Genomic DNA, 23,750 nt, shown 5'->3' on the forward strand with positions numbered 1-23,750 from the left:
GCCATGGAGTCGAAAATTGAAATACTTTCAACTGTAACCGTTACGTATCAAGCAGATCTATATAAAGTGGTTGATGCCTTGAACCGGACGCTGAAGCACGATAACTTGATGTTCGGGTTGGCGCTCGACAAGGAAGACCCTGAGAAAGCGGTCTTCACAATCTATAAGACTTAGGTGAGTAAATGAAACAATGGATGATCTTTATTGGGGGCTTTCTTTCCTTTCTGGCGGTGACGCTCATGATCGTTGTCATCGTGGCGGGCAATAAGCCTTTTACCGAAGCGGAACAAAAGGCGATTGACCAGGTCAAAAGCGGAAATTTGCTGGCAGAAGTGAAGCAAGCCTATTTATACACGAACAAGCAGGCAATAGTCACCGTCATCGGCGAAGACGCTGAAGGCAAACTGAAGGCAGTGTTCGTGCCGACAGGTAAGGGCGATATGCAGCATGCCATGCTGGACGGCGCGGTGACTGCAAAACAGGCACGCGAGCTTGCCCTTGCAGATATGGACGTCAAAGATATCCTCCATACGAAACTCGGCTTGGAGAAAGACGGCCCGGTTTGGGAAGTGGCATACGTTGACGGCGATGAAAACTTGAATTACATCTATATTTCCGCAAAAGACGGAAAAAAATGGAAACAGATTTTGAACATGTGAAAGGGTTGTGAGCATTCATGAACTTAGCGAAACGTGTACAGACTTTAACGCCATCCACCACCTTGGCCATTACGGCAAAAGCCAATGAACTGAAAGCCCAGGGCGTTGACATCATCGGCCTCGGCGCAGGTGAGCCGGATTACAACACCCCGGAAAACATCCTAGAAGCCGCTTATCAGTCGATGAAAGAAGGCAAGACCAAATACACGCCGGCTGGCGGGCTGCCGGCATTGAAAGAAGCGATCATCAATAAACTTGAGCGCGATCAGCATCTCAGCTACAAGCCGAACGAAATCATGGTCGGCATCGGTGCCAAGCATGTCCTCTATACCTTGTTCCAGGTGCTATTGAATGAAGGGGATGAAGTGATCATCCCGATTCCCTATTGGGTCAGCTATCCCGAACAAGTTAAATTGGCGCAAGGTGTTCCTGTATACATAGAAGCGACAGCCAGCCAGCAGTATAAGATCTCGGCCGTGCAGCTGAAAGAAGCGATCACGGACCGGACAAAGGCAGTTATCATCAACTCGCCGAGCAATCCGACAGGCATGATTTATTCGAAGCAGGAATTGGAAGAATTGGCGGAAGTATGCCGCGAAGCCGGAATACTGATCGTTTCGGATGAAATCTATGAGAAATTGATTTACGGCGACGTCACCCATACCTCGATCGCCGAATTATCGGAAGATGCGAAAAACCGTACCATCATTATCAATGGCGTATCAAAATCGCATTCCATGACCGGCTGGCGAATCGGCTATGCGGCAGGCGATGCCGGCTTGATCAAGGCTATGACCGACCTGGCCAGCCACTCTACTTCGAATCCGACGACGACTTCGCAATATGCGGCAATCGAAGCCTATAACGGGACGCAGGAGACGGTCGAAGAAATGCGCCAAGCATTCGAAAGTCGCTTGGAAGCGATTTTCCCGAAAGTCGAAGCCATTCCCGGCTTTTCGGTCATCCGCCCGCAAGGCGCATTCTATTTGCTGCCGGATGCATCCGGAGCTGCCCGCAAAACCGGGTTCGATTCAGTGGACGATTTTGCCACTGCACTTTTGACCGAAGCGAATGTTGCGGTCATTCCGGGTTCCGGTTTCGGGGCGCCTTCAACGATCCGCTTGTCGTATGCGACTTCTTTGGAAGCATTGACGGAAGCTGTGGAGCGGATTCATAAATTCGTAACATCTAAATGGCAAGACTGAGTGTATTATAATTTCTGGAGGCTATGATGAAAAAAATTACTATTGCTGAAATGGCAGACTTTAACGGACAAACAATCAAACTCGGCGCTTGGATTGCGAACAAGCGCTCAAGCGGGAAAATCGCCTTCCTGCAGCTCCGCGACGGTTCCGGCTTTGTACAGGGCGTTGTTGTAAAAGCGGAAGTGGGCGATGATCTTTTCGCTACAGCAAAAGCTTTAACGCAGGAAACATCTGTTTACGTAACAGGCGAAGTGAAAGAAGATACACGTTCTTCATTCGGCTATGAATTGGCTGTGACTGGCATTGAAGTGATCAACGAAGCAAAAGATTTCCCGATCACGCCGAAAGAGCACGGCACTGAGTTCCTGATGGACAACCGCCACCTGTGGCTCCGTTCACGGAAACAGCATGCCATCATGAAAATCCGTAACGAAATCATCCGTGCGACATATGAATTTTTCAATGACAATGGATTTGTCAAAGTGGATCCTCCGATTCTGACAGGATCATCGCCGGAAGGGACATCAGAACTTTTTGCGACAAAATACTTTGACGAAGATGCGTACTTATCGCAATCCGGCCAATTGTACATGGAAGCTGCCGCAATGGCGCTTGGCAAAGTTTTCTCATTCGGGCCGACATTCCGTGCAGAAAAATCGAAGACGCGCCGCCACTTGATCGAGTTCTGGATGATCGAACCGGAAATGGCGTTCGTCGAACATGCTGAAAGCCTGGAAGTCCAGGAACAATTCGTTTCCCATATCGTCCAGTCCGTACTGAAAAACTGCAAGCTGGAACTTGAGCGCCTGGAGCGCAATACATCGAAACTTGAAAAAATAAAAGCGCCTTTCCCGCGCATTTCCTATGACGAAGCCATCCAGTGGCTGAACGATAACGGCTTTGACGATATCAAATGGGGAGAAGATTTCGGTGCGCCCCATGAGACGGCGATTGCCGAAAACTACGATATGCCGGTATTCATCACGAATTACCCGATCGGCATCAAACCGTTCTACATGCAGCCGCATCCGGAACGCGACGATGTCGTACTTTGCGCCGACTTGATCGCACCGGAAGGCTACGGCGAAATCATTGGCGGATCTGAACGGATCTACGATTACGAACTGATGAAGCAGCGCATTGCTGAGCATGGTTTAGACGAAAAAGCCTACGCGTGGTACTTGGACCTTAGCAAATACGGCGCAGTGCCGCATTCGGGCTTCGGCTTGGGCCTTGAACGCACAGTGGCATGGATCAGCGGAGCAGAACATGTCCGCGAGTCCATCCCATTCCCGCGCTTGTTGAACCGCCTCTACCCGTAACAGTACACAGCAGCCGCAGGGCGGCAAATAAAATAAAGAAGAAAGGTGGTTGGGATATGAAACAGCCGAATCGATTGCACACATGGATCGAGCAGGGAGATGTTAGCATTTCCCAGCTCTTTTTTCGATTCTATAAAGAGTTGAAAATAACTGATGAAGAAGCGATGCTCCTCATGCACATCCAGTCGTTCCAGCAGGCCGGGAACACCTTCCCGACGCCCGACGAGATCGGCTCACGCATGGCGACAACCCAGACGTCCGTAACCACAATGCTGCAAAAACTGATGCAGCAAGGCTATCTGGCGATCGAACAAGAGACGGAAGGGGAAGTGCTGAACGAAAAGATTTCCCTTCAGCCGCTTTGGGACCGCTTGTTGGATTGTGTCTACAAAGAGCAGCATACAGAAAAAGAACATTCTCAAAAGGCGATGGAAGGGGAAATCTTCCAATTGTTTGAACAGGAATTCGGCCGCTTCCTATCGCCGATGGAAATTGAGACAATTTCCATGTGGATGGATCAGGACGGCCATACGCCGTCCATCATCCGCATGGCATTGAAAGAAGCCGTCATTTCACAAAAAATCAGCTTGCGCTATGTCGACCGCATCCTGTTCGAATGGAAGAAAAAGAACATTAAAACGACCAATGAAGTTTCGCGGCATGCGACATCGTTCCGTGAAAAGAATGTCCAGCTGCAGCCGGCTGCAGCCACGACCAAAAAAGTGCAATTTTATAATTGGCTGGAGGACAGGAATTAGGAGGGGATCGCCATGATGACGAAAAAAGAGTGGCAGCTGTGCCTGGAAGAAATGAACGAGATGTTTCCGGATGCCCACTGCGAGCTTATCCACCGGAATCCGTTCGACCTTCTGATTGCAACTTTGCTTTCTGCTCAGTGTACAGACAAACTGGTCAATAAAGTCACGGCCTCTTTGTTCCAGAAATATGCCACTCCGGAGGATTATGTATCCGTTCCTTTGGAAGAATTGCAGGAAGATATCCGGTCTATCGGCTTGTTCCGCAATAAAGCGAAAAATATTCAGGCACTCAGCTGGATATTGATCAATGATTATAACAGCACAGTGCCCGCTGACCGCGACTTGTTGATGACGCTGCCTGGCGTGGGAAGGAAGACGGCCAATGTCGTCGTTTCCGTAGCATTCGGCATTCCAGCCCTAGCGGTCGATACGCATGTTGAGCGGGTGGCGAAGCGGCTGGGGCTGAACCGGTGGAAAGACTCGCCGCTTCAAGTGGAAGAGGCGATCATGAAAAAGACGCCTGCTGAAGACTGGTCGAAGACCCATCATCAGATCATTTTCTTCGGCCGCTACCACTGCAAAGCCCAGAACCCGGGCTGCCACATCTGCCCTTTGTTCGATCGCTGCAGGGAAGGGAAGAAGCGCGACAAAAAAGGATTGGTCAAGCATGAAACCGTCACAGAAGTTAACTGATGAATTGATCGAGCCGTATTTTTCCGCATGGTCGCTCCTCCAAGGGCTCATACGGGATTCACACCATTCGCGCGATGGCCGGTCCGAAGCGCCGATGCGCGAAGGCATCCGGCTTTTCCAAAGACTTCTAGCGCATTGCGAAGGGTTGGCGGCTCCGTTGAACGTTGCCGAACGGCTTGCCTGGATCGAGCAGCAGCCTTCGAAATTCGCTGCATTCCGGCAGCTCGATGAGTTGTTCACGGAAATGAAAAAAGCGATCTCTTCAAAGCGGATTCAGTCCAAACGCTCCGGCGAATAAATGCACCCCCGAAAGCAAAACTTTCGAGGGTGCATTTTTTTCTCGGAAGAAAAGAAGACCCCCGCACCTGCAAAAACAGGTGCGGGGGTCTTCTTGTTTTATTGGTTATCGTCTTCAGCAGATGGGGCATCTTCAGGCGGAGTTTCTTCCGTTGCCGAAGTGGAGCTGGAGTTTGCTTGTCCATCTTCACCGCCGCCTTCGTTCCCGCCATTGCCATTGCCTTCACCTTCGCCATTGCCATTCGAGTTGCCATTGCTGTTTGTATTTCCTTCGCCTTCACTATTGCCGTTACCTTCATCGTTGCCATTGCCTTCGCCATTGCCGTTGCCTTCTTCAGGATTTTCTTCCGGCTCCTGCGGCTCTTCAGCTGGCTCTTCCGGTTCTTCGGCCGGCTCTTCTTCAGGTTCTTCCGGTTCCTCGGCAGGAGGTTCTTCCGGTGTTTCCGGTTCCTCAGCCGGTTCTTCTTCCGGAGCCGCGGCCACTTCCACCGATACTGAAGCAGGATCGCTGCGCTGGGTGTCCGTTACTGCTACGACGCTGAATGTATAGGTCGTGCCTTCTTCAAGGCCGCTGAACGTATAGCCCTGTTCGCCGGTGGTCGTCAGTACGGTGCTCGCGCCGCCGGTCCGGACAGACACTTCGAATGCGGCATCGTCATCGCTGTGGTTCCACGAGAGGTTCACATCACTGCCATCAACCTGTGCCCGCAAGCGGGAAGGTGCATCGAGATCTTCCTGGATATAGCGCTCGGATACCTGGCTCGGTTCAGAACCGCGCACAAACAGTTCAGTGCTTCTTAGGCGATACGGGGTAAACGCGCTTGCCAATTGAAGCGGGCTCGTGCCTTCTTCGACTTCCAGTTCAACGACGGAATCAGGTTTTTGGAACCGCTCGGTATCCTCGCTGGAAATTTCGGACATGACGTTATTGAACAGGCGCTGAGCCAGCAAACGCTCCTCAGAAGCGGTATCAATGCCCACTTTGCGGGTCGGATAGCCGCTCCAGACCGAAATCGAGTACTGCGTCGAATAGCCTGCAAACCAGACGTCCGGTGCAGAAGAGGAATCCAGGTTGTAGTCATTGAGTTCTTGTTCTGTATAGTTGGACGTTCCGGTCTTTCCGGCAAAATCGAGCCAGTTGATTGCAGCTTCCTTGCCGGTAGCTCCTGGGATGTCTGTATTAACGACATCGCGCAGCATGTCCGTGACCATGTAAGCTGTGCTGTCTTTCATCGCCGGAACAGATTCAGGCTTCACAACCTGTTCTGTCGTCCCGTCGCGGAAGACGATTTTTGTAATCGTGTGCGGGTCCGTATAGACGCCGCCGTTTCCGAAGGCCGCAAAAGCACCGGCCATATCAACCGTGGAAATGTTCTTATCCGGTGTTCCTAGTGCCGCAGACTCGAAGATGTCTCCGAAATCCAAGCCGATGTTACGTGTGAATTCAGCGGCATTCTCATTGCCGACTTCTTCAAGCACTTTGACGGCCGGAATGTTGCGTGAACGGTACAGCGCTTCACGGAGCGTCATCGCGCCCATGAATTCGCCGTCCACGTTGCGGATCTGCTGTCCACTCTTGTACGAATAAGGTTCATCGACGACGGTTTCGCCTGTCGACCACTCAAGGTATTCGATTGCCGGTCCGTAGACCACAAGCGGCTTGATCGTCGAGCCGATGACGCGGTCGCGTGAAGTGGCACGGTTGATGCGGACATCGCCGCTATAGTTGCGTCCAGCTCCAACAGCACTGATGCCGCCGGTTTTCGTATCGACGACCGTCATCGCAGACTCAACTTCCTCATCGAAGAACAAATCGGATTCCATTGCGGCATTGACAGCTTTCTGGACAGAAGGCCGGAGTGTCGTATAGATCGTCAAGCCTTCATCCATGGCGTAATCGCCATCAAGGGATTCCAGTTCTTTTTCCATCATTTCCATGAAGGCGGTATATTCGCCCGTTACCGTGTTCGTTTTGCGCTTGTCCTCAGGTACCAGCGAATCGGTTACGGATGCTGCCTGGGCTTGTTCTTTTTGCTCTGTTGTAATTTTACCGTGCTGCTCCATCAATTTCAAAACGACATTGCGGCGTGTTTCCGCACGGTCCGGATTGTTGAATGGATTATAGCCGTTCGGGCTTTGCGGCATGCCGGCGAGGAGCGCCGCTTCATGCAATTCCAATTCGCTTGCCGGTTTGCCGTAGAAATGTTCAGAAGCGGTCCCGAATCCATAAGTATTGCCGGACATCAGAATTTTATTGAAATACATTTCAAAGATTTCTTCTTTTTCATATTTCTGTTCGAGCTTGTAAGCGAGATACGCTTCCTGGGCCTTCCGTTTCAAAGTCTTGTCGTGGGACAAGAAGGAATTCTTGATGACCTGCTGGGTGATGGTGCTGGCGCCCTGCGAGCCGAAACCGTCGGTGATATTCGCCAGGACAGCGCCGCCGAGGCGGATCACATCAATTCCGGAATGCTCGTAGAAGCGATTGTCTTCCGTTGCCAAGATGGCATCTTCCATCACTTTCGGGATATCTTCATATTCGATGTATTCCCGGTTTTCAGCGGTCATATAGGGGATTTCGGTTTTTCCATCAGCTGCCAGAATGGTCGGGCTGATCGGATCGCGCAAAAGGTCTTCGTCGATTTCCGGCGCGCTGCTCGCATAAAATGCGAACAAGCCGATTCCGAATACGAGGCCAATTACACCTATTAAGAGCAGGGCCAGGATAATGCGCTTGAATAATCCGCCTCGTCTAGGTTTCTTGGTTTTCTTGTTGCTGTTTTTTCGTTGTTGTTCGATTGCTTTTCTGCGCTGTTCGCGCGAAAGGGGTTTTTCACTCACAATCGGTTCCTCGCTTTCATATATGCTTCATTTGCAATTGCTGCAGGGCAGGCAGGAAGTCAAGGCGCGGGAAAGCGCCGGGGACAACTTCAATTGCGGTCTCTTCGATTTCCTGAAGCGGGATCGATTTTCTTCCGCCTGCAACCATGCGGTCCCAAAAAACTTCCAGCTCTTCAAAGTGCATGATAAAATAACGCTGCAAAGAAGAAAAACGGATGATCATAAATGCCATCCCTTGCTGTTTGACAACTTGGGACATGTGGTGGATTTGATGGTCGTGGATGTTTTTCAGTGGAAAGGAAGTTTTATTTTCCGTTTCTTTTGCTTCAAAGTCGATGTACCTGCCGTTCCAGACACCGTTGTAATCCGTTGTCGACGGGGTGCGGAAGTAAGCTTCCCTAATGACAGCGGCGCTCCTGGAAGGGTATTCGACTTTGACGATCTGAACCGGAACCGGTTTTTTATGGATTACTGCAAGGCCCATTTGCAGGTAATACTCATTGGTTTCGTTCAATTCATCCTCTAACGTTTTACCCCTATTGCTGAAAGAAAAATCCTTTTTCTTGTTCTTTTGCGGAAGTTCTTTTTGTGGGATAAATTTCTTGCCGTTTGGATAATTTATTGCCATTGTGATACACCTCGCTCATTTTATCATATCACACCGACTAAGACGACTTCGGGGTGTAAAAGTTCCAAAAGGGCTAGCATAATAATAGCTGATTCGCAAAGGGATTCCAAATGAAAAGAATGTCTGTTCGATTATATAGGCGCCATATGATAAACTATTGGCAATGGAGGGACGCGATATGACTGTAAGAAAACTCTCGGCGGAATTGTTCGAGGAATGCGGCAATTGCCTGGACCGTTTCTATGAAATGCGCGAAAAAGATGCGGTCCCTGACTTTTATGCCGATGTAAAGCCTTATGCCGACCTATGGCATGCAAAAATAGAGCAATGGCAGCGGGAATCGCTGCTTTATATACAACAGGAGCGGCCGAAATACGTACACAAACCAACCATCGACACAGCAGCCGAAGGCATGGCGCAAGTCTTTGTGCAGAGTTTTTACAAAGAGACGAGCAAAAAGCGCTTTGTCCAGACGATTCAGGCAGCGCAGTATACGCTGCAGACGTTCATGCTGGCGATTGACGAAAAGGGCGAGGACAAATGATCAGACGAAAAAAACTTCCGGAGCTTCTGGAGGAATGGAAAACCGAGCCGGACATGATGGAACGCATCGTCCATTGGCACACAAAACCGGAAAAGCCGGCTGCTTATGCCGATTTTCCGCCGGAGATGCACGAAAGCCTGAAAGAGGCGCTGCGGAAAAAAGGGATTGAAAAGGTCTATACACACCAGAGGGAAGCGTTCGATTTGGCGTTGGCGGGAACGTCCTTTACGGCGGTGACGCCGACCGCATCCGGCAAATCGTATTGCTATCATTTGCCGGTCCTGCACCGGATCTTGAACGATCCGAATGCACGCGCTTTGTATCTGTTTCCGACAAAAGCGCTGGCACAAGACCAGAAAAGCGACCTGCACGACCTGATCGAGAAAACCGAAAAGGAAATCCTGTCGTACACTTACGATGGCGACACGTCACCGGCCATCCGCACCAAAGTGCGGAAAGCCGGCCAGATTGTCATGACCAACCCGGACATGCTGCATTCGGCGATTTTGCCGCATCACACGAAGTGGGTTTCCCTTTTTGAAAACCTTCATTATATTGTCATTGACGAGCTCCATACGTATAAAGGCGTTTTCGGTACTCATGTGGCACATGTCATCCGCCGTTTAAAGCGCATCTGCGAATTTTACGGAAGCAGCCCGGTGTTTATATGCACGTCGGCAACGATTGCAAACCCGAAAGAGCTTGCAGAGAACCTGACCAATGAAGAACATGCATTGATCGACCGGAACGGTGCGCCTTCGGGCAAGAAGCACATCCTCTTCTACAATCCGCCGATCATCCATCCGACGTTCGGCGTCAGACGGAGCGCCATCCTGGAAGTGCGGGATTTGGCGACCCACTTGGTCAAGCAGGGCATCCAGACAATCGTCTTCGCGAAAAGCCGGGTTCGCGTTGAAATGCTCGTGACGTATCTGCAGGCCATCACCAAGACAAAGCTGCAGGACGAATCGATCAAGGGATACCGGGGCGGCTACTTGCCGACTGAGCGGCGCGCCATCGAAAAAGGCTTGCGCGACGGCAGCATCCAATGTGTGGTTTCGACCAATGCACTTGAACTCGGCGTCGATATCGGCCAGCTGCAGGCGTGCATCATGACCGGATATCCGGGCAATATCGCCAGTGCCTGGCAGCAGGCAGGACGCGCCGGCCGCCGGCAGGATGAGTCGCTGGTGATCTATGTAGCGCAATCCACGGCACTGGACCAGTACATCATCAACCATCCGGAGTATTTGCTGGACCAATCTCCGGAAGAAGCACGCATCCACCCGGAGAACATCATCATCCTGATGGACCATCTGAAATGCGCATCGTTCGAATTGCCGTTTTCCACCGACGACCAGTACGGGGAGTTCGACGTGCAGGAACTGTTGGAATACCTGCAGGAGCAAGGGGTGCTCGTTCGGACATCGGAGCGATGGCATTGGATGAGCGACCGTTTCCCTGCGCACGACATCTCGCTGCGTTCCGCTTCGCAGGAAAACGTGGTCATCATCGACCAGTCGGTGCCGGCGAATACGCGCGTCATCGGCGAGATGGACCGCTTCAGTGCGATGACGCTGCTGCATGAGGAAGCGATCTACCTGCACCAAGGCACCCAGTACCAAGTCGAGATCCTCGATTGGGAAGAAAAGAAAGCTTATGTCACGGAAGTTGATGTCGATTATTTCACGGATGCCAATCTGGCTGTCGAACTGAAAGTGATGAGCGAAGACAAGACGCGGAAATTCAATGGGGCGGACGTCCAATACGGCGATATTGCGGTATTGGCGATGCCGACCATTTTCAAGAAAATCCGCTTCGACAGCCATGACAATATAGGTTCGGGTCCCATTTCACTGCCCGCCGAGGAACTGCATACTTCGTCCACTTGGCTGAGCTTTACAAAACCCGAAGAGTTCAGTGCTTCCGAATTGTCCGATACGATGACCGGTGCCGCATATGCCATCGAGTCGTTCATTCCGATATTCGTGCAATGCGACCGCCGCGACGTGCATGTGGTGCCGCAGGTGAAATCGCCGCACAACGACTTGCCGTCGTTTTTCATCCATGATTCCTATCCGGGCGGCATCGGCATCAGCGAGCGCATCTACGATTTGTGGCAGCCGCTCCTCGATAAAGCGCAGCAGCATGTCGAGGAATGTCCGTGCCTTGATGGCTGCCCGTCGTGCATCGGTGCACAGGATGCAGCCGTCAGCAGGAAGCACAACGTGATCGATCTGCTCGGCGAGCTCCGCAAAGAGAGGTGAACGGCCGATGTCATTTGAAAACAAACTGCTCCAGATGAAAGGGATGCTAAAAAAGCAGCCGGCCAAAAAACGGCCGCCGGCAGCGATCCAACGGCCGCAGCATGCCGATGCATGGCGGGAAATTGGCCTTGAGCTGAAAGAGAACCATTTCGGTTTCGTCTTTGAAAAGAAAATCACTTATCCGCTTGATACGCGCCACGGGAAAGTGCTCCTTTCCGAGTTGGACAGGGTGCTCGAGGCATGGGAACAAACGCCGTTCGAACATCCATTCAAGCTGAAAAAAGAAGACCCGATCCTTTTTTTCGATACGGAAACGACAGGACTCAGCGGCACAGGAGCTTATATTTTCCTGGTCGGCCTGCTCGTCCGGAAAGAGGACTCCTTCGAGATGACCCAGTACATCATGCCGGACCCTTCCCACGAAGCCGCCTTTCTTTATGAGACCGGCTTATGGAAAGAAGAACAGCCGATCATTTTTTCCTACAATGGCAAAAGTTTTGACTGGCCGCAGCTGACTTCCCGCTGGACGATGCACCGGAACATCCTTCCGAAACTGCCTGAACCCCGGCAAGTTGACCTTTTCCACGGCACAAAGCGCATCTGGAAAAATGAACTCGAGCGCATGAAGCTCAGCACAATCGAAGAAGAGAAGCTCGGCTTTGAGCGTGTCGGCGATGTGCCCGGCTTCCTGATTCCGCCGATCTACCTGGATGCGGTGAAGAGCGGCTATTCCGACGGCCTTGCAAAAGTGCTGTACCACAATGAACTGGATATCCTGTCGCTGGTGTCGCTGTACGTATTGTCTTCGGACCTCTTGATGCAGGATCTTCTGTCGGAGACGAGCGGCGCTTATACAAACATCGGCAAATGGTATGCGGACCTGAAACAATTCGACCAAAGCGCCGCCTACCTCGAGCACGTCACACAGGAGCGGGGTAGCGCAGGGGCCATGGCCCGTTATTTGCTGGCCATCCAGAAAAAAAGGGGGGGCCGCTACCTGGAAGCCGTACAGCTCTTTAAAGAAGCTGCTCCCCATCTGCGCGGCGCGGTGGAAGTGGAGGCCTGGGTCCACGCTTCAAAGCTGTATGAACATCAGCTGAAAGACCTCAGCCAAGCGCTGGTCATGGCGGGTTTTGCGAGAGAAGCAAGCGAACATACCAAAGTGCGCCAGTCCACCATCCGCGATATCCAGAAACGCCTGGTGCGCCTGGAAGATAAAATCCGAAAAAATCGCCCGGAAGTTGAGAAGAACTAGACACGGAAAACTTGCCTTATGCTATACTTAGCGTAAAGCAAGTTTTTATTTTGCATTAACGTCAGTCTACAGCGGGACGTTACGGAAGGACGATAAAAATGGACAATAAATTCACAGCGAAAGACATTTTGGAAAAAGACTTTAAAACTGGAATGCGCGGCTATAACCAAGACGAAGTGGACCATTTTTTAGATGAAATCATCCAGGACTATGAAATCTTCAATAAAAAGATTGAACAATTGCAGACCGAGAACAAACGGCTGCGTGCGGAACTGGAAGACATGCCGAAAAAACAGGCGGCTCCGGCACCGGGAACCACGAATTTCGATATCCTGCGCCGCTTGTCGCATCTTGAAAACCACGTTTTCGGCAGCAAGCTGAACAATAATTAATGGGATTTGAATTTCCCGCGCGAATGGCGTATACTTGTTAAGCCATCTGAAATTCTGGCAATCGCTCCAGGTTTTGGCCTGGAGAGGAAAGTCCATGCTCACACGGACCTGCGATGGCCGTAGTGATCGCGCTTAGCGAAACAATAAGCTAAGGCAGCTGCTTTGCAGTTGACGGCGGGTAGAACGCCTAAGTCTTCGGATATGGCCGAAATACCCTGAAAGTGCCACAGTGACGGAGCTGCATAAGAAATTATGCAGGTGGAACGAGGTAAACCCCGCGAGTGAGAAACCCAAATTATGGTAGGGGCACTTTTCCAAAGGAATTGAACCGAGGAAGAGGCAGGCTTTAGGCATGCAGATAGATGATTGCCGTCCACCAGTACGAGGTGCAAACCGATTGAGTACGTGGAAACAAAACATGGCTTATAGAATTTCGTTTGGCTTTAACATGCTTTTTCAAGGCTCTCCTTCCGGGGAGCTTTTCTGCTTATAAAGGAAAAGGGATTGAAAACCCGTCAGTATAGAACAACTTGCAAGAGGAAAAGGAGTCAATATGGCTAAATTTAAATTACTCGCAACCGCGGCAATGGGCTTGGAGTCGATTGTGGCGGATGAACTGAAGCAAATGGGCTATGAAACCCAGACAGAGAACGGAAAAGTGTTTTTTGAAGGCGATGAGCGCGATATCGCCAAAACGAACCTTTGGCTGCGCACGGCTGACCGCGTGAAAATCATCGCGGGCGAATTCAGCGCCTACACCTTCGATGAATTGTTCGAAGGGACGAAGGCGATCGAATGGGAGAAGTTCCTTCCGGTCGATGCCAGCTTCCCGGTCCAAGGGAAGTCGGTCAAATCCAAATTATACAGTGTCCCCGATTGCCAGGCTTTGGTCAAAAAAGCGATTGTCGAGCGCCTGAAAAAAGCATACCACCGCAATTCTTTTCTCGATGAGTCAGGAGCCCGCTTTAAAATCGAAGTGTCGATCCTGAAGGACAAAGTCCAATTGTCGATCGACACAAGCGGCGCCGGGCTCCATAAACGCGGCTACCGCCTTGACCAAGGGGAAGCGCCATTGAAAGAAACACTTGCTGCGGCCCTTGTGAAGCTGTCCCGTTGGACGCCGGACCGGCCGTTCGTAGACCCGTTCTGCGGATCCGGCACGATTGTCATCGAAGCAGCCATGATCGGCCAGAATATCGCCCCCGGCTATAACCGCGATTTTGACAGTGAAGAATGGCCATGGATGGGAGCTAAGATTTGGGACGATGTCCGTGCAGAAGCGGAAGAGCTGGCGGATTATGACCAGCCGCTGAACATCCTTGGGACAGATATCGACCATAAGATGGTCAAGCTGGCGGAAGAAAATGCACGCGAAGCCGGTTTTGCAGATATCATCAAATTCCAGCAGCGCCAAGTGAAGGATTTTGTCGCAACCGGGGAAAACGGCGTTGTCGTCGGAAACCCGCCTTATGGCGAACGGATCGGTGAAATCGAAGTGATTGAAGAAATGATTCAGGATATGGGACGCATATTTGCACAGCATCCGACCTGGTCGGTGTATATGCTGTCATCAATGGCCCGTTTTGAAACACTTTACGGACAGCCGGCTACGAAAAAGCGGAAGCTCTTCAACGGCTTTATCCGCACAGACCTATTCCAATTCTGGGGAGAACGCCCTAAAAATAAATGACGCGAGAACGGAAGGGCCAGAGCCCTTCCGTTTCTCTGTGAGGAGAATGTTATGAGACAGCCACTACCTTTTCCGTTATCCAAGGAAAAAACCTTTTTCGAATCGCTAAACGACTGGATCGGGGATGTATTCTACGATGAATTGCCGGAAAAAGGCTTCGATCTGCGCGATGAACAGATTTTCATGGCGTTCCAGATCGAACAGGCGTTAAAAGACAAATCGGTGCTGTTTGCAGAAGCGGGCGTGGGCACCGGGAAAACCTTGGCATATCTGCTGCCGGCCATCGCGTATGCGCGGTACACCGGCAAACCGGCACTGATTTCGTGTGCCGATGAAACGCTTATCGAACAATTGGTGAAAAAGGGCGGGGACATCGACCGTCTCAACAGCCTGTTTGATTTAAAGCTGGACGTGCGATTGGCAAAATCCCGCGACCAGTATCTCTGCCTGCAGCGCCTTGAAGGCGCACAAAAGCGGAGCGATGCGGATTTCCTGGATGACATCGAATTCAGTCTGCCTGAATTCGTCAACAAAACGTACTCGATGCAAAATACCTACCCATACGGCGAACGTTCGAGCTATCCGGACGTCACCGATGAAGAATGGCAACAGGTCAATTACCACCCGATCCAGAACTGCACGGCGTGCGAACTGCGCAATAAATGCGGCCAGACGATCCATCGCAACCATTACCGCCAGGCGACCGACCTGGTCATCTGCTCGCATGATTTCCTGATGGAGCATATTTGGACAAAAGAGACCCGCATCCGGGAAGGCCAGACGCCGCTCTTGCCGGAAGTTTCGCAAATTGTTTTAGACGAAGGCCATTTGCTGGAGTTTGCCGCACAGCGTGCATTGACTTACGAAGTACAGGAAATGACGCTTTTAAATGTAACGGACCGCGTTATGGTCGACGGCGTACGGGAGAAAACCTTGTCGCTGATCGAGGAAATCATCGACCTGCACAATGAATTTTTCCGGGAATTGAAGAAGAACACCATCGCTTCCGATGAAGACCGCAAAGGCATTCGAAAGCCGGCAGGATTGTTGGCGCTCGGCCGTGAGCTGATCCGGAAAATCGATGCGTTGATGGAAGAATTCGTTTTTGAAGGCGAGTTGTACACCATTCCGGAATACGACCTGAAACTTGCCGAGGAATACTTCGACGTGTATACATTCGCAATGAATTTATTCGTTGAAGAAGGCGATGCCATCAACTGGCTGGAAGTGAAGGACGAAATCGAAACATTGGTGATCATGCCGCGCCTGGTCACGGATATTCTGGAAGAAAACTTTTTTGACGGCAAGATGCCGATCATTTTCTCTTCTGCCACGCTGTCGATTCAGAAGGATTTCACCTACATCGCAGATAGCTTAGGGATTGATGATTTCCAGTCGTTTTCCGTTCCGTCGCCATTCGATTACGAAGATACAATGAAAATCTTCAAGCATCCGCTTGAGCAAAACGAAAAATTCGGCCGCGTCTTTGACTTGTTCTCGACCGGCGACCAGACCCTGGTGCTGTTCAAATCCAAAATGGATATGGACAATTTCAAGCGCTCCCTGCCATTGGATCATCAATACACGATTGAATTTGAAGGGGACCGCGAATTATCGACCGTGGTGAAGGATTTCCAGGAAGGGAAGTTCCAAATCTTGTGCTCTTACCATTTATGGGAAGGACTCGATTTGCCAGGAGAAGCTTTGACGAAAGTCATCATCGTCGATCTGCCATTTCCGCCGCAGGACCCTGTATTCGAAGCGAAGCGGCGTTTCAGCAACAACCCACTTGAGGAAATCGACTTGCCGTTTATGCAGCTGCGCATCCAGCAGGGCATCGGCCGTTTGATCCGTACCTCAAGCGATCATGGAGAAATCCATCTGCTGCTGAATGAAGAAGAATTGGCGGTACAGCATCTGTGGGATAAAATATTGCCTGTTCCCACGGAAAATTTCTAATAGCCGCAAGGTGATATGATACACTATTAGTCTAAATTGGATGTGGAGGGATATTTGTGGCGATTGAACAACTATACAGTGCGCATGTCAATAAATTGCGTGCATACCGGGAGGCGCTTTCTTTATTGTATTGGGATTTGCGCACCGGAGCTCCAAAAAAAGGGGTGGATCTCCGGTCCGAGACAATCGGCACTTTGTCAGCTGAAGAATTTGCACTTGCAACTTCCGACAGCTTCGGCGACATGTTGGCTGAACTGGAAGCGAAGAAAGAAGAGCTGGATCCTGTGCTGCGCCGCTCCGTGGAAGAGTCAAGAAAAGAATATGACTTGAGCAAAAAAATCCCTCCTGAAAAGTTCAAGGAGTTTGTTGTGCTCCAGGCCAAAGCGGAATCCGTCTGGGAAGAGGCGAAAGAGGCTGCCGACTTTTCGATTTTCCAGCCTTATCTGGAAAAGCTTGTTGCCATGACGAAGGAAATGATCGGCTATTGGGGTGAAAAGAACGGCAGCCCTTATAATACGCTGCTCGATCAATATGAGCCCGGAATGACGACAGAAGTGCTGGATGAAGTGTTCGGGGCTTTGCGCAGCCGCATCGTGGAACTTGTCCGGAAGATTTCCGAATCAACGGACAAGCCGGAAACCGCCTTTCTTTTCGGCCATTTTCCAAAAGAGGCACAGCGCGATTTCAGCTATCGGATCCTTGGACAGCTCGGCTATGATTTTGAGGCAGGGCGCCTGGATGAAACCGTCCATCCTTTCATGACGAACATCAACCGCCAGGACATCCGTGTGACGACGAAGTACGATGCACATGATTTCCGTTCAGCCGTATTCGGTACAATCCATGAAGCGGGCCATGCGCTGTATGAACAGAATCTGGGGGCAGAACTTGCCGGCATGCCGGTCGAGACCGGCGCATCCATGGGCATCCATGAATCTCAGTCGCTGTTTTTCGAAAACTTTATCGGCCGAAGCGATGCGTTTTGGAAGAAGAATTTCCGCCTGCTAAAGGAATCGGCACCGAATCTTTTCGCTGATGTGGCTCAAAAGGACTACCTGCGGGCGATCAATGAAGCAAAACCGTCGCTCATCCGCATTGAAGCAGATGAACTGACGTACGCGCTCCACATCATGGTGCGCTATGAGCTGGAGAAAGGGCTTTTTAACGGCGATCTGGAAGTCAAGGATCTGCCGCAGCTCTGGAATGACAAATACGAGGAATATCTGGGCATCCGGCCGGCCAACGATGCAGAAGGGGTCCTTCAGGATGTCCACTGGGCTGGCGGAAGCTTCGGATATTTCCCGTCCTACGCATTGGGCTATATCTATGCAGCCCAGTTCAAGAATGCCATGCTCCAGGATCTTCCGAATTTTGAAGATCTGCTGGAACAAGGGAATATCGGGCCGATCCGTGAATGGCTGACAGAACATGTCCATCGCCACGGAGCCATGAAAAAGCCTTTGGAGATCCTCCGGGATGCGACCGGCGAAGGGCTGAATGCTGAGCACCTGGCCAGCTATCTGGAGCAGAAATACACCAAGATCTATCAATTAAACTGAGTGGCGGAACGGAAAAGGGAATCCTTTTCCGTTTTTTTATTAACTCACGGTTCCGCTTCTTCTTTTTTATAAACCAATTCCCCGAATATTGCTTATAATGATAAAAGGAGGGGATATAATGTTGAAATCAATGAGCCTTGAAGGAAAAACTGCAATCGTGACCGGTGCAGGCAAAGGGATCGGCCGGGCGATTGCGATTGCCATGGCTGAAGCCGGGGCCAACGTCATGCTGGTCGCCCGGACGGCAGCGGATCTCGAACAGGTGCAAGCAGAGATCGGCAATAGCCGAACGTCATTCGTGGCAGCCGATATCACAGTGCGGGAAGAAATCCGAAAAGCGGTCGATAAAACCGTCGAGAAATTCGGCGGCCTCGACATCCTGGTCAACAATGCCGGCATTAACATCCGGTCGAAGCTGGAAGAAGCAAGTGATGAAGAATGGCATAAAATCATGGATACCAACACGCACAGTGTATTCATATTTTCCCAGGAAGCCGCCAAGCGGATGAAAGCGGGAAGTTCGATTGTCAACATCAGTTCAGTCGGCGGCGAACGCGCGCTGAAGACAGGGGTCGTCTACGCGGCTTCCAAAGCGGCCATCATCCAGATGACGCGTGTCATGGCGATGGAATGGGGACCGAAGAACATCCGCGTCAATGCCATCGGCCCGTGGTATTTTCGTACACCGCTCACGGAAAAGATTCTGGCGGACGAAGACTATCTTGCTTCGATACTGGCTGTTACGCCGATGAAGCGCGTCGGGGAATTGCCGGAAGTGGCGACGCCGGTTGTATTCCTGGCGTCCGATGCCGCAAGTTATATTACCGGTCAGACCTTGTTTGTCGACGGCGGTATGTCGATCCACGGTTTTTCCTGAACGCAACGCGTCCTTTCCTTTCGGGGAAAGGATTTTTTTCGTTCCTCCGAAAAAAATGTTATGATGTTAACAGAATTGGAAGAAGGGGATATACAACATGACAGCACTCGAACACAAAAAGGAATTAGTAGAAACGGCCAGGCTCTACCACATCTTTGAAGAAAATGAAGACAGCGAACGGGCCGCAAAAGCCGAACTGTTTGCCAAAAAGATTCTGAAAAACAAATTCATCATCGGATTCGCCGGCCATTTCTCTTCCGGGAAATCATCGATGATCAATGCGCTGACAGGTGAAACCTTGCTGCCTTCAAGCCCGATCCCGACGAGTGCCAACATCGTCAATGTCCACAAGGCTGACGGCGATTACGCAATCGTCAACATGAAGCAAACCAAGCCGGTTTATTTCCCGGCAAATTATGATTTTGAAGCAGTCAAAGCCTATTGCAAGAACGGCGATGTCACCCAGATTGAAATCGGACACAAAGATTCGGTCCTTCCTGACGGCGTCACCGTCATGGACACGCCCGGTGTCGATTCCACGGATGATGCGCACCGCATGTCTACCGAATCTGCGCTCCATGTGGCCGATATGGTTTTCTACGTCATGGATTACAACCATGTTCAATCCGAATTGAACTTCAACTTCACCAAAGAATTGCAGAAATACACCAATTTGTATTTGATTATCAACCAGATCGACAAACACCAGGCGGCAGAACTTCCGTTCAGCGAATTCAAAGCATCCGTCAAGGATTCGTTCGCCGCTTGGGGCGTAGAGCCGAAAGGGATCTTCTACACTTCCCTGAAGGATTTCGACTTTCCCGGCAATGACTTTGCCGAGGTCAAAAAACTGGTGTCCGAGTCCATGCATGGCTGGGAAGGCCATGTGGGAGAAGCGGCCGGGTCGGCCCTCGAGCAACTGAAAGATGAGCATCTGGTTTTTTTGGAAGATGAAAAGATTGAGCGGCTGCAGGCATTCTCCTCCGTTTTGACGGAAGAAGAATGGGCCATGCGGGATGACCTGAAAGCGGAAAGCGCTTCAGTGGAGCAGCGGCAGTCGGTTCTGGAATTCGAAGACTGGCGCAAAGCGTTTGAGAAAAACCGCAAAGAGCTTGTCGAAAATGCCAACCTGATGCCGTATGAACTGCGCAATGCGCTGACAAACTATCTGGAATCAGTGCAGCCCAGCTTCAAGGTCGGCCTCTTGTTCAGTGCGAAAAAGACACAGGAAGAGCGCGAGAACCGGAAACGGGAAGTGGAAAACCGCCTTTCCACGGTTGCGGCTTCCCAAATCACCGGGCACTTGAAAAAATTAATGAAGACGTCGCTGAAACAAGCTGGGCTCTTGACAGACAGTGAGTCGCTTGCGATCGATGAAATGCCGTTCGACGTACCGTTTTCGCTTGTTGATGAAGGCATTCCCCAAGGAATCCAGATTACGGGCGATACGGTTTTGAATGTGGCAAAAGCCATCCAGACGTTGGTCCAGCGCTGGTTCATCAAAGAAACGGAAAGCTGGAAAGACAGGCAGGAACCGAAATTCCAGGAGCTCTCCGACGATGCCAGCGTGCAGATCGGCATGAAAGCGGAACAGCTGAACCAAAAGATTCTCGCCATCCAGACACTTGAACAAATGGATGAGCGGATTGTCAAAGTGAAGCGGGCATTTTCCGCTATGCTGCCGAAACAGCAGGAAGCAGCAGAAAAGCAGGTGGCTCTTTGGGAAAGTGAATTCCATATCACCATTGAAGAAATGATCCAGTTCGACCCGTCCATGTTGAAGACGGAGAAGGCGGAAAGCAGCGCGCCTGAACAGGAAGTGCAGCGCATTGCTGAAGCGATGGATGAAGCGGCCGTCATCGGCCGTGCCACGCGGACATCCCGGGTGCTTGAGCCGATCAAAGGTTTTGCAGAAACGGCGCAGTATTTGAAGCGCAAAGCTGCCCGGCTCGAAAACCAGGAATTCACGATCGCTTTGTTCGGTGCGTTCAGCGCAGGAAAATCTTCTTTCTCGAACGCCCTGTTAGGCGAAACGGTCCTTCCGGTATCGCCGAACCCGACAACAGCAACCATCAACCGGATCCGTCCCGTGACCGAAAAGCATCCGCACGAAACGGCGGATGTCCGGCTCAAGACAGCCGCCCAGCTCCTTGAGGACGTCCGCAATTCCTTCCAGGCATTGGGTATCGAAGCGCGGTCGCTCGAAGAAGCGTACAGCAAATCGCGGGAGCTGCCGGCAAATGAAGCGACGGAGCAGCAAGTCCATAAATCCTTCATCGCCGCCTTCCGCAAAGGCTATCCCGAATTCAAAGAAAAGCTCGGCGCTACGCTCCGGACGGACCGGGAAGAGTTCGGCTTATACGTAGCCAAAGAAGAGCGCAGCTGCTTTGTCGATGAAATCGATTTCTATTACGATTGCGAATTGACGCGCAGCGGCGTCACGCTGGTCGATACGCCCGGCGCGGACTCGATCAACGCGCGCCATACCAATGTCGCGTTCGAATACATCCGGAACGCGGATGCAATTTTGTTCATAACGTACTATAACCATGCTTTCGCCCGCGCAGACCGGGAATTCCTCATCCAGCTCGGGCGTGTCAAGGATGCGTTCGAAATGGATAAGATGTTCTTTATCGTCAACGCCATTGACCTGGCGAGCGACGAAGCCGAAAAAGAAGCGGTCATCACCTATGTCCGGGATGAACTGCAGCGGTTCGGCATCCGGTTCCCGCGCCTGTATGGAGTTTCTAGCCTGCTGGCGCTCCAGGACCGGAACGTGTCGGGGCTTTCGGCATTCGAGTCGGACTTCCAGCATTTCCTGAAAGATGAATTGAAGGGGCTGGCCGTCCAATCGCTGTCGGAGGAAGAGCAGAAAGCGGTGAACCGTTTTGAAGCGCTGATCACGCAGACCGAGAAGAACCTCGTCCGGAAAGACGAACGGCTCGATGAGCTCAAACGCCTTGAACAGCAGCTCCGCATTCTTTTTGGGGCTTCTGCCTCCCAGCTCCTGACAAAAGAAGCGCTGCAGGAACTTGATGAATTGCTTTATTACGTCAACCAGCGGGTGTTCTACCGCTTTAACGACTTTTTCAAGGAAGCATTCAACCCGTCGCTCTTTTCTTCAAAACCGGCTCAAGGAGCGCTGGATACAGCACTAGCGGATATTGTCGAAATGACGGCATTCGATTTTGAACAGGAAATTCGGGTCACCAATTTCCGCTTGTCGCAGTTTATCGAAAAACGGATCGCCGGCCGGTTCAAAGACGATACGGCCAAACTCAAGGAGATGAACCCGGAGTTCGCCTTCACGCCATACGAAGTGGAAGAGGCGGGGACTGTGGAAGCCGGGAAACCGTTCGGCCAAGCGAACTACAATTCCGTCAAATCGCTTTACCGAAACAATAAAACCTTCTTTGAGAAGAATGAAAAAGAGAAGCTGCGCGATGCACTTCAAGCGCTGATGGAGCGGGATGCCGCGCTTTACCTGAAGCAGGAGAAAGCCAAACTCGCGGGTTGGGCAGAACATTTTGTGGACCAGGAAGCGGAAGGGCTGCGCCAGCATATTCTCCGCCAGGCGATGGACCAGATCGATTCCGAACGTACGCTATTGCAGCAGGAAGAGATCTTAAGAGAATGGAAAAAAATGTATGATAATCTGGTAGCTGAGAGGGTGTAGGAGATGAAAGTATTTATCGACACGAATGATACGCAGCAATACCGTTGGATTGATGCAAGGTTCGACTTGAAGGATCCAAGTGCGGGCGAACGCCAATACGCGGAATCCCATGTGAAAGGTGCAATTTTCTGGGATCTGGAAAAGCATTTATCCGATATGGGAGCCGAAGGCGGACGCCATCCGATGCCTTCAAAGGAGCAGCTGGCTGAACTGATCCATGTGAGCGGCCTGGATCCCGAAGATTCTGTGGTTGTCTACGACCAGGGCGGCGCGCCATTTGCGGCACGCGCTTGGTGGCTCTTGAAATATGCCGGCTTTAAGAATGTGTTTATTTCAAAGCGCGGCTTTGAAGCTTTAAAAGCGGATGGCATCGAAGTGGCTTCGGACATTCGGGAATTTCTGCGCACTGACTGTGCACTAAGCTTCGATGATTCTCTCTATGCTGACCAAAGCTACGTGAAGGGCATAATCGAAGGCGATGAGCTTGGCGTGCTGGTGGATGCCCGTTCTGCTAAGCGCTACTCGGGGATTGAAGAACCGATTGATCCCGTTGCGGGGCGCATTCCCGGTGCGCGGAATTTCGATTGGGAAAAGCTGGTCAGCAATCATCAATTCAAAGAGGACACCGATTTTTCCGACGTCCTGCAAAAACAGGAGCCTGCAGTCGTTTACTGCGGCAGCGGCGTGTCCGCTGCTGCATTGTTTGCCGCATTGGCGGAAGCCGGCCATGAATCGCTTCGGCTGTATGTCGGCAGCTTCTCAGACTGGATTTCCGACAGCTCCAATGTGGTCGAAATCGATTCATTGTCCCAGCCGGAGGCAGAAACAGAAGACGCAAAAGCGATCCTTGCACGCCTGATCGAAGAAGGCTACTCCGGGGAAATGCTCATGAAAAAATTCGAATATGAAAAATCGCTGCTTGCTGATAAATAAAATAAAATGGGCTGTCTAAAAAGCTCCAAACTAAAGACCGGAGGAGAAAAAGCAATGCTTTTTCTCCTCCGGACTTTTCTTTTTGCTATAAATGGCTGCTGGGAATGGAGGCGGCGACTCCAGCGGGACAGCGAAGTGCCGAAATCCACTCGGACGGCAGTCCGAGTTAGTTCGGCGCAAGCCCGCGGAAAGCGT

The 23,750-nt window shown here is 51.2% G+C and carries 19 protein-coding genes and 1 other RNA gene; 18 read left to right on the plus strand and 2 right to left on the minus strand.

The genetic code is table 11. The annotated features are described in order from the left end of the window. Positions 1-3: 3 nt before the first annotated feature. The 7 genes from ACTL32_RS12805 to ACTL32_RS12835 are packed head-to-tail and all read left to right on the plus strand — an operon-like array spanning position 4 to position 4,935. Positions 4-174, plus strand: a complete 171-nt coding sequence (locus ACTL32_RS12805; protein ID WP_204892315.1) for a YpmA family protein — start codon at positions 4-6, stop codon at positions 172-174. Positions 175-182: 8 nt separating this feature from the next. Then, positions 183-659: a cell wall elongation regulator TseB-like domain-containing protein gene (locus ACTL32_RS12810; RefSeq protein ID WP_441341841.1), complete on the plus strand. Its 477-nt coding sequence runs from the start codon at positions 183-185 to the stop codon at positions 657-659. 17 nt (positions 660-676) lie between these two features. Then, positions 677-1,864 carry a pyridoxal phosphate-dependent aminotransferase gene (locus tag ACTL32_RS12815; RefSeq protein ID WP_441341842.1) on the plus strand — a complete coding sequence of 396 codons (1,188 nt, stop codon included), beginning with the start codon at positions 677-679 and terminating at the stop codon, positions 1,862-1,864. Positions 1,865-1,890: 26 nt separating this feature from the next. Next, on the plus strand, positions 1,891-3,186 hold the full coding sequence (gene asnS, locus ACTL32_RS12820; protein ID WP_441341843.1) for an asparagine--tRNA ligase: 1,296 nt from the start codon (positions 1,891-1,893) through the stop codon (positions 3,184-3,186). Positions 3,187-3,242: 56 nt separating this feature from the next. Beyond that, positions 3,243-3,944 (plus strand): DnaD domain-containing protein, encoded by a 702-nt coding sequence (locus ACTL32_RS12825; RefSeq protein WP_441341844.1) that lies wholly within the window; start codon positions 3,243-3,245, stop codon positions 3,942-3,944. Positions 3,945-3,956: 12 nt separating this feature from the next. Then, positions 3,957-4,637: an endonuclease III gene (gene nth, locus ACTL32_RS12830; RefSeq protein ID WP_441341845.1), complete on the plus strand. Its 681-nt coding sequence runs from the start codon at positions 3,957-3,959 to the stop codon at positions 4,635-4,637. Further along, positions 4,612-4,935 (plus strand): YpoC family protein, encoded by a 324-nt coding sequence (locus tag ACTL32_RS12835; protein WP_441341846.1) that lies wholly within the window; start codon positions 4,612-4,614, stop codon positions 4,933-4,935. Before nth ends, ACTL32_RS12835 begins: the two co-directional genes overlap by 26 nt. 98 nt (positions 4,936-5,033) lie before the next feature. Here the strand turns inward: ACTL32_RS12835 and ACTL32_RS12840 are convergent, their stop codons facing one another. Then, positions 5,034-7,775, minus strand: a complete 2,742-nt coding sequence (locus ACTL32_RS12840; RefSeq protein WP_441341847.1) for a PBP1A family penicillin-binding protein — start codon at positions 7,773-7,775, stop codon at positions 5,034-5,036. Positions 7,776-7,791: 16 nt separating this feature from the next. Next, the gene (gene recU / locus ACTL32_RS12845; protein WP_441341848.1) at positions 7,792-8,403 is read right to left on the minus strand and encodes a Holliday junction resolvase RecU; all 612 of its coding nucleotides are present in this window, start codon (positions 8,401-8,403) and stop codon (positions 7,792-7,794) included. A 178-nt stretch (positions 8,404-8,581) separates the two neighbouring features. On the opposite strand from recU, the gene ACTL32_RS12850 reads away from it, so the two are divergent. The 11 genes from ACTL32_RS12850 to ACTL32_RS12900 all read left to right on the plus strand — a co-directional run bounded on the left by ACTL32_RS12850 (position 8,582) and on the right by ACTL32_RS12900 (position 23,555). Next, positions 8,582-8,947, plus strand: coding sequence for a YppE family protein (locus tag ACTL32_RS12850; protein ID WP_441341849.1), 366 nt, complete (start codon positions 8,582-8,584; stop codon positions 8,945-8,947). Beyond that, a complete protein-coding gene (locus tag ACTL32_RS12855) occupies positions 8,944-11,214 on the plus strand; it encodes a DEAD/DEAH box helicase (RefSeq protein WP_441341850.1) in 2,271 nt (756 codons plus the stop codon). Before ACTL32_RS12850 ends, ACTL32_RS12855 begins: the two co-directional genes overlap by 4 nt. 7 nt (positions 11,215-11,221) lie before the next feature. Further along, positions 11,222-12,469 carry a ribonuclease H-like domain-containing protein gene (locus tag ACTL32_RS12860; protein ID WP_441341851.1) on the plus strand — a complete coding sequence of 416 codons (1,248 nt, stop codon included), beginning with the start codon at positions 11,222-11,224 and terminating at the stop codon, positions 12,467-12,469. A gap of 98 nt (positions 12,470-12,567) precedes the next feature. Further along, complete coding sequence (gene gpsB / locus ACTL32_RS12865) at positions 12,568-12,861, plus strand: cell division regulator GpsB (RefSeq protein ID WP_441341852.1); 294 nt, start codon at positions 12,568-12,570, stop codon at positions 12,859-12,861. Positions 12,862-12,910: 49 nt separating this feature from the next. Continuing rightward, an RNA gene (gene rnpB, locus ACTL32_RS12870) (RNase P RNA component class B) lies at positions 12,911-13,292 on the plus strand. 122 nt (positions 13,293-13,414) lie between these two features. Beyond that, positions 13,415-14,551, plus strand: a complete 1,137-nt coding sequence (locus tag ACTL32_RS12875; protein WP_441341853.1) for a THUMP domain-containing class I SAM-dependent RNA methyltransferase — start codon at positions 13,415-13,417, stop codon at positions 14,549-14,551. A 51-nt stretch (positions 14,552-14,602) separates the two neighbouring features. Further along, positions 14,603-16,510 (plus strand): ATP-dependent DNA helicase, encoded by a 1,908-nt coding sequence (locus ACTL32_RS12880; RefSeq protein WP_441341854.1) that lies wholly within the window; start codon positions 14,603-14,605, stop codon positions 16,508-16,510. Between the two features lie 56 nt (positions 16,511-16,566). Then, positions 16,567-18,069, plus strand: a complete 1,503-nt coding sequence (locus ACTL32_RS12885; RefSeq protein WP_441341855.1) for a carboxypeptidase M32 — start codon at positions 16,567-16,569, stop codon at positions 18,067-18,069. Positions 18,070-18,187: 118 nt separating this feature from the next. Next, positions 18,188-18,946, plus strand: coding sequence for an SDR family NAD(P)-dependent oxidoreductase (locus ACTL32_RS12890; RefSeq protein ID WP_441341856.1), 759 nt, complete (start codon positions 18,188-18,190; stop codon positions 18,944-18,946). A 97-nt stretch (positions 18,947-19,043) separates the two neighbouring features. Then, on the plus strand, positions 19,044-22,622 hold the full coding sequence (locus ACTL32_RS12895; RefSeq protein WP_441341857.1) for a dynamin family protein: 3,579 nt from the start codon (positions 19,044-19,046) through the stop codon (positions 22,620-22,622). A 3-nt stretch (positions 22,623-22,625) separates the two neighbouring features. Then, positions 22,626-23,555 carry a sulfurtransferase gene (locus ACTL32_RS12900; RefSeq protein ID WP_441341858.1) on the plus strand — a complete coding sequence of 310 codons (930 nt, stop codon included), beginning with the start codon at positions 22,626-22,628 and terminating at the stop codon, positions 23,553-23,555. Positions 23,556-23,750: the final 195 nt, after the last annotated feature.

It is taken from the genome of Planococcus sp. FY231025 (assembly GCF_052078085.1).
Classification (GTDB): domain Bacteria; phylum Bacillota; class Bacilli; order Bacillales_A; family Planococcaceae; genus Planococcus.